Origin of the sequence: Pseudooceanicola aestuariicola (assembly GCF_045763785.1) — a bacterium.
Lineage (GTDB): Bacteria > Pseudomonadota > Alphaproteobacteria > Rhodobacterales > Rhodobacteraceae > Pseudooceanicola.
On the sequence record NZ_JBJGSF010000001.1, the window covers coordinates 120,934 to 133,140 of the forward strand.

The 12,207-nt window shown below is 61.2% G+C and carries 14 protein-coding genes; 4 read left to right on the forward strand and 10 right to left on the reverse strand.

Annotation, left to right across the window (positions count from 1 at the left end; genetic code table 11):
* Positions 1-60 precede the first annotated feature (60 nt).
* Positions 61-828, reverse strand: a complete 768-nt coding sequence (locus tag ACI3GR_RS00420) for a cyclase family protein (RefSeq protein WP_407491793.1) — start codon at positions 826-828, stop codon at positions 61-63.
* Between the two features lie 99 nt (positions 829-927).
* Here ACI3GR_RS00420 and ACI3GR_RS00425 point away from each other — a divergent pair, with 99 nt between their 5' ends.
* Positions 928-2,139, forward strand: a complete 1,212-nt coding sequence (locus ACI3GR_RS00425) for an MFS transporter (protein ID WP_407491794.1) — start codon at positions 928-930, stop codon at positions 2,137-2,139.
* Between the two features lie 137 nt (positions 2,140-2,276).
* Here ACI3GR_RS00425 and trhO read toward each other — a convergent pair whose 3' ends face one another.
* Both trhO and ACI3GR_RS00435 read right to left on the reverse strand, forming a co-directional pair.
* Positions 2,277-3,188, reverse strand: coding sequence for an oxygen-dependent tRNA uridine(34) hydroxylase TrhO (gene trhO / locus ACI3GR_RS00430; RefSeq protein WP_407491796.1), 912 nt, complete (start codon positions 3,186-3,188; stop codon positions 2,277-2,279).
* A gap of 53 nt (positions 3,189-3,241) precedes the next feature.
* A complete protein-coding gene (locus ACI3GR_RS00435) occupies positions 3,242-3,793 on the reverse strand; it encodes an NADPH-dependent FMN reductase (RefSeq protein WP_407491797.1) in 552 nt (183 codons plus the stop codon).
* 121 nt (positions 3,794-3,914) lie between these two features.
* Here ACI3GR_RS00435 and pncA point away from each other — a divergent pair, with 121 nt between their 5' ends.
* From pncA to ACI3GR_RS00450, 3 genes are all read left to right on the forward strand, one after another.
* A complete protein-coding gene (pncA, locus tag ACI3GR_RS00440) occupies positions 3,915-4,511 on the forward strand; it encodes a bifunctional nicotinamidase/pyrazinamidase (RefSeq protein WP_407491799.1) in 597 nt (198 codons plus the stop codon).
* A 105-nt stretch (positions 4,512-4,616) separates the two neighbouring features.
* Positions 4,617-5,909, forward strand: a complete 1,293-nt coding sequence (gene pncB, locus ACI3GR_RS00445; RefSeq protein WP_407491800.1) for a nicotinate phosphoribosyltransferase — start codon at positions 4,617-4,619, stop codon at positions 5,907-5,909.
* A gap of 114 nt (positions 5,910-6,023) precedes the next feature.
* Positions 6,024-6,557 carry a hypothetical protein gene (locus ACI3GR_RS00450; RefSeq protein ID WP_407491801.1) on the forward strand — a complete coding sequence of 178 codons (534 nt, stop codon included), beginning with the start codon at positions 6,024-6,026 and terminating at the stop codon, positions 6,555-6,557.
* Positions 6,558-6,951: 394 nt separating this feature from the next.
* Here the strand turns inward: ACI3GR_RS00450 and ACI3GR_RS00455 are convergent, their stop codons facing one another.
* The 7 genes from ACI3GR_RS00455 to ACI3GR_RS00485 form a co-directional block, all read right to left on the reverse strand.
* Positions 6,952-7,278 (reverse strand): type II toxin-antitoxin system RelE/ParE family toxin, encoded by a 327-nt coding sequence (locus ACI3GR_RS00455; protein ID WP_407491802.1) that lies wholly within the window; start codon positions 7,276-7,278, stop codon positions 6,952-6,954.
* Positions 7,275-7,532 (reverse strand): type II toxin-antitoxin system ParD family antitoxin, encoded by a 258-nt coding sequence (locus ACI3GR_RS00460; protein ID WP_407491803.1) that lies wholly within the window; start codon positions 7,530-7,532, stop codon positions 7,275-7,277. The genes ACI3GR_RS00455 and ACI3GR_RS00460 overlap by 4 nt, the downstream gene beginning before the upstream one ends.
* Positions 7,533-7,700: 168 nt before the next feature.
* Positions 7,701-8,117: an alternative ribosome rescue aminoacyl-tRNA hydrolase ArfB gene (gene arfB, locus ACI3GR_RS00465; RefSeq protein WP_407493572.1), complete on the reverse strand. Its 417-nt coding sequence runs from the start codon at positions 8,115-8,117 to the stop codon at positions 7,701-7,703.
* Positions 8,118-8,399: 282 nt separating this feature from the next.
* Positions 8,400-9,020 carry a queuosine precursor transporter gene (locus ACI3GR_RS00470; protein ID WP_407491805.1) on the reverse strand — a complete coding sequence of 207 codons (621 nt, stop codon included), beginning with the start codon at positions 9,018-9,020 and terminating at the stop codon, positions 8,400-8,402.
* 66 nt (positions 9,021-9,086) lie between these two features.
* Entirely contained in the window at positions 9,087-9,956 is an 870-nt protein-coding gene (locus tag ACI3GR_RS00475) for an esterase-like activity of phytase family protein (protein ID WP_407491806.1), read from the reverse strand.
* Positions 9,929-10,744 (reverse strand): penicillin-insensitive murein endopeptidase, encoded by an 816-nt coding sequence (gene mepA, locus ACI3GR_RS00480; RefSeq protein ID WP_407493573.1) that lies wholly within the window; start codon positions 10,742-10,744, stop codon positions 9,929-9,931. Before mepA ends, ACI3GR_RS00475 begins: the two co-directional genes overlap by 28 nt.
* Before the next feature lie 104 nt (positions 10,745-10,848).
* A complete protein-coding gene (locus tag ACI3GR_RS00485; protein WP_407491807.1) occupies positions 10,849-12,177 on the reverse strand; it encodes an MFS transporter in 1,329 nt (442 codons plus the stop codon).
* Positions 12,178-12,207: the final 30 nt, after the last annotated feature.

Sequence of the window (12,207 nt, forward strand, 5' to 3'; positions counted from 1 at the left end):
CTGACACGAAAAAGGGGCGGCCCATGCGGGCCGCCCCTTATGCCATCCAGCAATCTGCGTTTAGGGCAGGATCGCCACCGGACGGCACCACCCTGCGCTGGCGTCCTTGATCTTGACCGGGAAGCATTGCACCTGAAAACCGTGATCGGGCAGTTGATCCAGATTGGCCAGCTTCTCCATATGGCAATAGCCCCGCACCATGCCTGCGCGGTGTCCTTCCCAGATCAGCCCCGCATCGCCCGTTTCAGCCACCCGTTTCGCGGTATGGATAAAGGGCGCATCCCAGCTCCACGCGTCGGTGCCGCAGACACGCATGCCACGCTCGGTCATCCAGCAGGTCGCCTCATGCCCAATGCCGCAGCCGGTCGCGACATATTCGGGCGTGCCATAAGCCGCGCCCGCGGCGGTGTTCACCAGCACGATGTCGCCCGGCTGCAGGTCATGCTCAATCCGGTCGAATTCCGCTTCGACCTCGGCGGCGGTGACGACATGCCCGTCCGGCGAATGACGAAAATCCAGCTTCACCCCCGGCCCGATGCACCACTCCAACGGCACCTCGTCGATGGTGATCGCCCGCTGCCCGCCATCCATGGTGGAATGGTAGTGATAGGGCGCATCCAGATGCGTGCCGTTGTGGGTCGAGATCTGCACCCGCTCTACCGCCCAGCCTTCACTGCCGGGCAACCCATCGCGCGTCACACCGGGGAAGAACCCGAGGATCTGTTCGGCCGTATCCTGATGCCCCTGATACTCGATCTGCGGCGCCAGCCCCGGCGGATCGGCATAAGTGGTGTTTTCCAGCGCGCGGGCAAGGTCGATTAACTGCATGATGGTTCCTCCGTTTGAGCGGACAGTATCCGCATCAACGCTGTTGCGCATTGCATTTCCGTCTTGCGCAAGCACGGGACTGCGCCATAGCGTCGCCGGGTGAGTGATGACGTCCTAGATAGCAGGTATTCCTGGCAGCGACTGGCCCTGTCGCTGGCCTTGTCCATTGTCGGCAATGTCGGCATGTGGGCGGTCATCCTTGTGCTGCCATCCATGCAAGCTGAATTCGGTCTGGACCGCGCGCAATCGACGCTGCCGTATACACTGACAATGGCCGGGTTCGCGATCGGTAACGGCATCATCGGCCGCGCGGTGGACCGCTTTGGCATCACCCGCGCTTTGATCGCGGCAGCCATTGCGCAGGCGGCGGGCTTCCTGCTGGCGGCGATGTGGCCGGGCTTTGCCACCGTCACCCTCCTGCACGTGGCCGTAGGCTTTGGCGCGGCAGCTTGTTTTGCGCCGCTGATCGCGGATGTGTCCCTGTGGTTCCTGAAGCGCCGCGGCATCGCCGTGGCGCTGATCGCGTCGGGCAACTACCTTTCGGGCGCGCTGTGGCCCCTGCTGCTGGCCAGCACGATTGCCGAGGGCGGCTGGCGTCCCGCCTACACCATTCTTGGCATCGCGATCCTTGCGGTGGTTATTCCCGGTGCGCTGTTCCTGCGCCGGTCTCTGCCGGACGCAGCTATCGTTCAATCCGATCTAGACAGTTCGGCCCGCGCGCGATCGTCGGGGTTTTCACCCAACACGCTGACCGTTTTGCTGGGTCTTGCTGGCATCGGCTGCTGCGTGGCCATGTCGATGCCGCAAGTCCACATCGTCGCCTTCTGCGTCGACCTTGGCTACGGCCCCGCGGTCGGAGGGCAAATGCTGTCCCTGATGCTGCTGGGGGGCGTCGCCTCACGCATCGTGTCCGGGCTGCTGGCCGACAAGATCGGCGGCGTGAGGACCCTGTTGCTGGGGTCTGTGTTGCAGACTCTGGCGCTGGTTGCCTATCTGCCCTCGGACGGATTGATTTCTCTTTACGTGGTCAGCACGATCTTTGGCCTGTCACAGGGTGGCATCGTGCCGTCCTACGCGGTGATCGTCCGCGAATACCTGCCCGCGCGGCAGGCAGGTGGCCGTGTTGGATTGGTTATCATGACGACGATCGTCGGCATGGCCTTGGGCGGCTGGATGTCCGGCTGGATCTACGACATCTCGGGCAGCTATTTCTTGGCTTTCGTAAATGGCATCGCCTGGAACCTGCTGAACGTGGGGATCGTGCTGCTGATCCTGATCCGGACGGGTCGGGCGCGGGCGGTAATGGCCTAAGGGGGGCTTTGCCCCCGGCCCTGCGGGCCTCCCCCAGGAATATTTATGGGACCAAAGAAGCCAAAGTGCGCGCTGTGCTTCTTTGGTCAGAAAAATATCCCCGCCGGAGGCATCGCGCCAAAGGCGCGACCAAAACCTTAGTGGTCCGCGCGACCCAGATGTTTTTCGCCACGAGCCCGGGCCAGACCAATCTGTTTCTGCCGTTCGCGAAACCGCGCTTTATCTGCGTCCGAGGTCTGGTCGATACATTGGTGACACGACACACCGTGTTCATATTCGGGCCGGTCGCGATCTTCGGGCAGGATCGGGCGGCGGCAGGCATGGCACAGATCATGCGGGCCTTCGACCAATCCATGGCCAACAGACACGCGGCCATCAAAGACAAAGCACTCACCTTGCCAGGTGCTGTCGTCCGCTGGGACTTCTTCTAGGTATTTCAGGATGCCGCCCTTCAGGTGATAGACGTCCTCGACCCCCTGACCCATCAGGTAATTGGTCGATTTCTCGCACCGGATACCCCCGGTGCAGAACATCGCGATCCGTTTGTTGTGAAAGCGGTCCTTGTTCGCCTCCCACCACGCGGGGAAATCGCGAAAGCTTTCGGTTTGTGGGTCTACCGCGCCCTCGAACGTGCCGATGGCGACCTCGTAGTCGTTGCGGGTGTCGATCACCGCCACGTCGGGCGACCGGATCAGATCGTTCCAATCGGCCGGATCGACGTAATGACCCACGCGTGCCTTGGGGTCCACGTCGGGCTGGCCCATGGTGACGATCTCTTTCTTTAGCCGCACCTTCATCCGGCCAAAGGGCTGGTCGGTCGCGGTGTTTTCCTTCCACTCCAGATCGGCGCAGCCGGGCAGGGCGCGGATATGCGCCAACACTTCATCGATCCCGGCACGGGGGCCGGCAATGGTGCCGTTAATCCCTTCGCCCGCCAGCAGCAGCGATCCGGTGACGCCTTGGGCAAGACACAGGTCAAGCAGCGGCTGGCGCAGGGCCGCCGGATCCGCGAACCGGGTAAAGTGATAGAGGGCAGCGATCGTGAACATGGCCGCGATTTACGCCTGCCCCCGCGCCAAGGCAAGGGACAGGCGGTCGCGGGTCAGCTGTGACCTTCGATCAATTCGGCCAGACGCTTCAGGTTCGATGCCAGAAAGTCGCGGGTGTCCGCGTCGCTGACGCGCCCGTCCGACACTTTGTCGCCCATGCGGGTGATCGCCACCTCTGGACCGGTCAGGAACACCGCGCCCGTGGTCGAAAGCACCTGCCGCAGGTGGTAATTCGACAGAATACCGCCCAGTTGGCCGGGCGACTGGGTCGCGATCAGCGTCGGTTTGCCGTCCAGCGGCTTGCCCGGTTCGACAGACACCCAGTCGATGGCATTCTTGATCACCGCCGGGGGGGAGCGGTTGTATTCCGGTGATCCGACAATCAGCCCGTCTGCGTTCGCGATCTTGGCGGCGAATTCCTGCACGACGGCAGGGCCATGGCCGTCTTCGCGCAGATCGGCATTGTAGAAGGGCAGGTGGTCAATCCCGACCAGATCTATGGTCATGCCCTCTGGCGCAAGCTCGGGCAGGGTTTCCATCATCTGGCGGGTAAAGCTGCCTTCGCGCAGCGATCCGGTCAGTCCAACGATAGTCATCTTCGGCATTCGTGTCTCCTTTTCGTAAGCAAATAAGCCGACGGGGCGACGGGTCCATTCTTATCCCTCATAAGATTGACGCCGCGCCCCCGGCTGTTACCTTCGCCCCATCTCAAGGACAGGAGCCCCCATGACCCGCGCCCTTATCGTCATCGACGTGCAAAACGATTTCTGCCCCGGCGGCGCGCTGGCAGTGAACGAAGGCGACCAGATCGTACCCGGCATCAACGAGCTGATGACCGAATTCGACGCCGTGATCCTGACGCAGGACTGGCACCCGGCGGGCCATTCTTCCTTTGCATCGTCACACGACGGCAAAGAGCCGATGGAGATGATCCAGATGCCCTATGGCCCTCAGGTCCTGTGGCCCGACCATTGCATCCAGGGTTCTCACGGGGCGCTGTTCCACCCTGATTTGACCACCGACCGCGCCGATCTGATCATCCGCAAGGGCTATAACCCCGCGATCGACAGCTATTCCGCATTCTTTGAAAACGACCACAAAACCCCCACCGGGCTGGAAGGCTACCTGAGAACGCGTGGCCTGTCCGATCTGACCATGGTGGGCCTCGCCACTGATTTCTGCGTCAACTTCTCGGCCGTGGACGCGGCAAAGCTGGGGTTCAAGACCACCGTACGCACCGACCTGTGCCGTGGCATCGACCTGAGCGGTTCGATGCAGGCCGCGCTGGAAGGCATGGCGGATGCGGGTGTGACGATCCTCTGATCCTATCCTGCAGCCGGAATTATCTCTGCCGGAGGCATCGCCGCTACCCGCTGGACAACCCCTTGCTGCCCCTGCTTTAACCTATCCCAAAGCAGGAGCCCGACTATGACAGATCTCGCCACCCGTGTCTGGAACCACCGCTGGAAGATCGACCCGATCGTCCGGTCCCTGATCGACACCGATTTCTACAAACTGCTGATGTGTCAGTCGGTCTTTCGCAACAAGCCCGACACCAAGGTCACCTTTTCGCTCATCAACCGCTCCAAGCACGTGCCGCTGGCCAAGCTGATCGATGAAGGCGAGCTGCGGGAACAGCTGGACCACGTCCGCTCCCTCTCGCTCACCCGCGGGGAAAGCACATGGATGCGCGGCAACACCTTCTACGGCAAACGCCAGATGTTCCGCCCAGATTTTATGGAGTGGTTCGAGAACCTCCGCCTGCCCGCCTACCATCTGGAACGCGTTGGCGACCAATACGAGCTGACGTTCGAGGGCAGCTGGCCCGAAGTCATGCTTTGGGAAATTCCCGCGCTCGCCATCCTGATGGAGCTGCGGGGCCGCGCGATCCTTGACCAGATGGGCAAGTTCGAACTTCAGGTGCTTTATGCTCAGGCCATGACGAAGATCTGGGAAAAGATCACCGCCCTGCGCGACCTCGACGGGCTGCGCATCGCCGATTTCGGCACCCGCCGCCGCCATTCGCACCTTTGGCAGGATTGGTGCGTGCAGGCGATGACCGAAGGCCTGGGCGACAAGTTCACCGGCACCTCCAACTGCCTGATCGCCATGCGCCGCGATCTGGAGGCCGTGGGCACCAACGCCCATGAACTCCCCATGGTCTATTCCGCGCTAGCGCAGGACGACGCAGCACTTGCCCGCGCGCCCTATGACGTGCTGGCCGACTGGCACGAGGAGCACTCCGGCAACCTCCGCATCATCCTGCCCGACACCTACGGGACGGAAGGTTTCTTGAAGAACGCCCCCGACTGGCTGGCCGGCTGGACCGGCATCCGCATCGACTCTGGCGATCCCGCGACCGGGGCCGAGACCGCGATCAACTGGTGGCTGTCGCGCGGCGAGGACCCGAAGGAAAAGCTGGTGATCTTCTCGGACGGTCTGGACGTGGCGAAGATCGAGGAGCTGCACCGCCAATTCGCAGGCCGCGTGCGCGTATCCTTTGGCTGGGGAACGTTGCTGACGAATGACTTCCGCGGGCTGGTCCCCGGAGACGCGCTGGCGCCGTTTTCACTGGTCTGCAAGGCGATTGCGGCGGACGGGCGGCCGACGGTCAAGCTGTCGGACAACCCGGAGAAGGCCATGGGGCCGGAAGACGAGATCGCGCGTTATAAGCGGGTGTTTGGGGTTGGGGAGCAGGAAAGGGTGGAGGTTGTGGTTTAGGTTTGCGCGATGGATGAATTAATAAAGCTCACATGGCAGACCCAAGTCATATTGGTTTCCGGATACTTGGGATATGCGCTTGCGTTCTCAGGGAGGCGCGCATTGCACGGACCAATGGACTCCGCCTTTTTGTCATTGTCATTTGGTGGAGTGGCTCTGTTGACGCAGTCTATTTCTGCACCACTTTTACAGTCGCCGCCTTATGAACTAAGCGAAAAGCACTTGGATTTGACGCTGAGTTTGTTGGGATTAACTTCAGCAATATTGGCTGCCGCCATCTGGCGAAGGCTGGGAGAACGGATGGCCAAGAAAATTATCAAGGCCGTTTCCAAAAGTGAAGAGGACGGTTTAGGCTCCGCGTGGAATTCTGTTATTCAGACCCAAGGATTAAAATATTCGCAAATTTGCGTCACACTTAAGAATGGCACCGTATATGAGAGTTTTGGACTGGGAGATTTTAACGATTTTCACAACGGTCCCTGCATCTTAGGGTCCGATGGTTCTGTGGCGCTATATGTTACCCATATTACAGATCCGGGCGCCGAAATTCGGAAAGTAGAAGATGTCGAAAACGACTACGGCCAGCGGATGACTATTGTTCCGGCAGCAGAGGTTGCAGAGGTCGATGTCCGAAGGATTCGGATTTAGGAATTATTTTTTTCCAGGTTTGGCACTTCCAGTGTTATTGGAACCACCCGTTCCGGCGGGCTGAGTAGAACCTTGCTGGGTTCCTACCCCGCTAGGCGAAACGCCGCGGATAGTGGTGCCTGAATTACTGCCGGTTCCGGCGGGTTTAACAGAGTCACCTATAAAAGTTCTCGGTGTTTTAGCCATTAATCACGTCCTTAGCTTCAGAGTTGTGTAATTCCTTAACATATTTCGTTGAAGAGTTCGATTCAATGTTCGGATGCCTCCAAAAATTGTGTGAAAAATTACACGATTTTATAATGGTTATCGAGTAATCGTCATCTTGGCTGTCGGCAGTTTGAGGTGAACCGTAGGGTGCGCGCTCGTACGCACCATCCGCCATTGGTGCGCGAAATCACGCACCCGACCGCCCCAACTCCCGCACCCGTCTCCCCAAATCCATCCGCTGGTGCACCACGTCCACCACCACAACCGCCCCGTCCCGCTCCACGAACACCACGTAATGCCCGCCCGCCCGCGCGAACAGGAGCCCCTCTGCCCCCGGAACCAGCACGTCGCAGCCTTGCGTCACCGCCTCTCCCGCCGCGATCCCCTCGCAGCAGGCCAGCAGCTCCGCCTCATAGGCCTCTGCCTGAGCTGGTCCGAATGTCTCATAAGTCCAAAGCGCGATCTCCGTCAGGCTCTCCTCCGCCTGCCGGGTCAGCCGCCATGGCCGGGTCACGCCCTGTCCCGCGCCTTCGCAAAGGCCCGCCGCACGGCATCTGTTCCACTTCCTTCGGCCAGTTCTCCGGCGTCCGCCTGACGTAGCCCTTCCGTAAGCCGCGCGCGCAATTCCAGCGTTCCGGCTTCCTCGGCCTCAAGCAATCGAAGTCCGGCCCGTAACGCCTCACTCGCATTCTGGAAACGCCCAGAGGCGACAAGCTGGTTCACGAGGTTTTCCTGCTGATCCGTCAGAACGACATTACGCGTGGCCATGGGGAACTCCGGGTTGGGTGTTGGCAATATATGCCATTTCGGACGAAATGTGTAGGGCGGGGTTCACCCCGCCAACCTGCTTACCAACAAAAAGGCGGGGTGAACCCCGCCCTACGCAAACCCAACCGCCCTCCAACCACCCGCGCTACGGTGGGTTACAAACCCACCCTACGGCCTCTCCCACCCTCTCCCTTCCTTCACCTCCGACCGCGCCTTCTTCGCCTCAACCCGCTTCCGCTTCTGATTGGCCGACACCTTCGTCGGGATCCGCCGCTTGGGCGCGACGGTCGCCTTCCGCACCAATTCCGCCAACCGCTCCCGCGCGATCTCTCGGTTCCGCGCCTGTGACCGCTCCGACGACACCTGCAGCACCAGCGCCCCGTCCTTGGTCCAGCGCCGCCCCGCCAGCCGCCGCAGCCGCCGTTTGACCGCGTCTGGCAGCGATGGCGACCGCTCCGCCTCGAACCGTAGCTCGACGGCAGACGACACCTTGTTCACGTTCTGCCCGCCGGGACCGGAGGATCGCACGAATTGCTCCGTGATCTCCCAGTCCTCGATCGTGATCTTATCGGTGATGCGCAGCATGAAATCGTTCCAATCGTCCCGAAACAGAAGGTAACGCCAAGCCTTCGTCCGGCAAATCAAAAGGGCCATCCGATCGGTTCGGATGGCCCCCTCGAGTTTAGGAGGTGCGCCGGTTAGGCGTGCACCAATTTGGTTTAAAACACCCCGAGGGCTGCCTCAGGTGGTTTTTCTCCAAACTGTTCCGACACCTCTCTCCGTAATCCCAATAGACACTAGAGCACCTCCTTTCATCTGTTTCCGATGAGTTCAGGGTGCCACAGATTTCGTGTCGGTCAATGAAAATTACGCAAGGTCTGGTGAAACTTTTCTGACGATCGCCCGGAAAGGCAGCAAAGCCACGATTGCGAGGATCAATTTCACCATCCAGTCGGCCACAGCCAGCGATACCCAAAGCGGGACAACAGGCCCGACGCCCAGCAAAGGCAGCGCTTCACCCGCCCAAGACACGTCATTGCCCGGCTCGATAAAGGTCAAAGAGGCCGAGAAGGCGATGGTAAAGAAGATCGCCGTATCGACCGACGATCCCACGATGGTCGACGCCAGCGGCGCGCGCCACCATTGGCCGCCCCGCAGCCGATCAAAGATCGCCACGTCCAGCAATTGCGCGGTCAGGAAGGCAAGGCCCGATCCAATGGCGATCCGCCATGTGACCAGCGGGCCGTACTCGCCCATGATCTGCGTGCCGATCAGAGAACAGATCACGCCGACGACGAACCCGATGGCCACCACGCGGCGGGCAGCAGGGGCGCCATAGACGCGGTTCATCACGTCGGTGACAAGGAAAGCGATAGGATAGGTGAATGCACCCCAAGTCAGCCATTGGCCGAACAGGAACTGCACAAGGATGTTAGAGGCCACAACGACGGCGGCCATGGCGAGTACGCCGGGAAGAATTCGAGTCATGTTTTGATACCGTTTTTTAGACAAGGTCGCGGAGACTTGTGGCCCACCATGGACCGGGGGCGTCGCCTAAAGGGTCGCCGGGCTCTTGGCAAGGATTATTTCGACAAATCCACCAAAGAGGGCAGGGGATTCGTTATCATCCGCCACCATCGTAGCTCGCACCCGACCCTTGTCATCGGTCCAAAGCGACAGCCCTTCGAGGTTCCCCAGGCTGGCGTTTGACGTCCAGAGGGTGCGCCCCTCCATCTCGCCCTCATCCATCACCTCGATCTGCCGAATGCGCGACCGGAACCCGATAGGGCTGACGAGCCGTTCCAGCACATAAAGCCGCCCGTCCGGCCCGAAATCCGCCCCCACGGGCAGAAAACCACCCTCAAGGCGCAGATCGGCCAGCCGCATCCAGCCACCCGCATCATGCCGCAACACATAAGTGCGATCATGCCGCCCTTTGCGCTTTTCCATGATGATGACGGCCCGGCCTTGCGGATCCAGCGCCAGGGCCTCGAACCCGTTGTTGGGTTTCAAATCACCAATCGGCGGCAGGTCGCTTAACCGCGTGCCCCGCAGGTCAGGGCCGAACCGGGCCACCCGATGCTGCCCCTCGAACGACACCCACAACGTGCCATCCGTTGTCTCATCTAGCCCTTCGGCATCGTTCCATGCGCCGACCAGATCACGCCCCTGCGGATCCTTCAGCCGGTCACGGCTATCGATCGCTACCCCGCGCAAGACACCGTCAGGACGTATGAACCGCCCCCGGATCAGGGTATTGCGATCACTGATCGCGACAAAGCCTGCGCCATCGTCGGACACAGTCAGACCAGACAACCCGCCGACCGCATCAAAAGACACCCGCGCGAAATCTTCGCGCGGGGTCGTCGGGACGCATCCCGAAATCAGGAATAGGCTTACTGCGACTGCAGAACCGAAACGCATTGGCCGGGTAGGTCTGCCATGGTCAACTCGCGCTTGGGCTGCGGCTTGGGCGCATTGGGATCACGGGGCTTGGGCGGCGGCGGGTTCAGGATGTTGCGCACCCATTGCTCTGCATCCGCGCAGCCATCACCGGCAGGCGGCGGCGACTGGTTCACACAGCCCTTGGCCCCCTTGGGGCAGGCCAGACGCACGTGGAAATGGTAGTGATGACCATACCATGGCCGGATCTTGCGCAGCCAGCTGCGGTCACCCTTTTCGTCGTTACACATCTGAACCTTGGCGCCGGGGAACACGAAAATCCGCGCCACCCGCGGATCGCTGGCGGCCGCCTTCAGCACCTGATGGTGCTGCGGGGTCCAGTCGGAATTTACGTAAGCCCCGCCGGCCCGCCGCATGGAGATTGAGCTGATGCTTTCACGCTCGCTCCTGCTCAGGTTCAGGCGTTTGGGCGGCAGCATCCAAATGTCCGCGTCCAGCCCGATCTGGTGCGACGCATGGCCCGTCAGCATCGGCCCGCCGCGAGGCTGGGAAATATCGCCTACGTAAATGCCTTCCCACCCGGGCAGGGTGGCCACCTTGCGGGACAAATCCTGCAGGTAGTCGATCATCTCGGGGTGGCCCCAGTTCCGGTTCCGCGACAGGCGCATCGCCTGCCATGTCGGCCCGGTTTCTGCCAGTTGCTCTGACCCGGCGGCACAGCCCTTGGCATAGCTGCCGAAAGGCGCAGCGCCCTGCGCCGAGGCAAAGGACATCGCCCCGAACAATTGTTTCGCCTGCTGCCCGGCCATCGATGCGGGCACGGCCTGTCGGGCCACCTGTTGCGTGCTGGCCGTTTCACGCCCCCCGCCGCAGGCGGCCAGGGCAAAGGTCAGGGCAAAGGCGATGTGGCGGATCATGCGGTGCGGTCTCCTTCGGGTTTGACCCACCGTAGCAGGATCAGCCCCAGAAGAAACAGGAACATCAGGGGCGACACGCCGATCTGCTGCGATCCGCTTATTGCAGTGACAATCCCGATCAAAGTCGGGGCAAGGAACGACGTCGCCTTACCCGCCAAGGCGTACAGTCCAAACGCTTCGGCCATGCGGTCGGGGTTGGCCTGCCGCACCATCATCGTCCGGCTGGCGGATTGGATCACACCGCCTGCCGCGCCGATCAGCGCGCCGAAGACAAAGAAGACGATATCCGGCAGCATCGAGTCCGCGCCGACCGTGATCCCATAGACCGATGTCCGCGACACGAAGACGATCGACACCGCCACGAAGGCCAGAACCAGGATGCAGACCGTGATCACCGGCTTGGGCCCGAACCTTTCGTCCATCCGCCCACCGATCACCGCAAAGATGGCCCCCGCGATGATCGCGACGATCCCAAAGACGCCGATGAACACCACCGACCATCCCAGCACGCCGGATGCGTAGATGCCGCCAAAGAAATACATGCCGTTCAGCGCGTCGCGGTAAAACATCGACGACCCGAGATAGGCGAACAGCGATGGCGTCTTGGGCAGGTTCTTCAAGGTGCCGACCAGCCCTGTCAGGGCTGCCTTGGTTGCGCCCTTAGGCGGTTTCGCGGGCTTGGGGTCGCGCACGTACAGAAAGAAAGGGATCATGAAGACCGCGTACCAGATTGCGGTCAGCGGCCCGACGAACCGGGTGCCTTCGCGCGCTTCGGCGTCCAGCCCTAAGATAGGTGAGATCCCGATCAGCGTCGTACCTGTCTCGGCGTTTTCGGCAAAGAGCACCAGCATCAGCACCAGCGTCACCAACCCGCCCGCATATCCGAAGGCCCAGCCATTACCGGAAATGCGCCCGATCTCTTCTTTCGTACCAAGGTCCGGCAGCATGGAGTTGGTAAAGATGGTCGCGAATTCCATCCCGATCATGCCGATGCCGAAGAAAAACAGCGTCGTGTAAAGGTTGAAGTCGCCCGGCGCCGCATACCACAGCATGGCAGACCCCAGCACATACAGCACCGAGAACCCCCAAATCCACCGCAGCCGATTGCCCGACACATCGGAAATCGCACCCAGAACAGGGGCGAGTATCGCGATCAGGAACCCGGTCAGCCCGATCCCGAACCCCCAGGCCGCCTGCGCCTGCGCGCCGTCGCCGATCAATTCCTTGACGTAAGGCGCAAAGATAAATGTGATCAGAAGGGTGTTGTAAGGCTGGCTGGCCCAGTCGAAAAAGAACCAGCCCCAGATACGTTTGCGCAATGCCATGGATTGTCCCCCAGTTTCGGCGATAGAAGC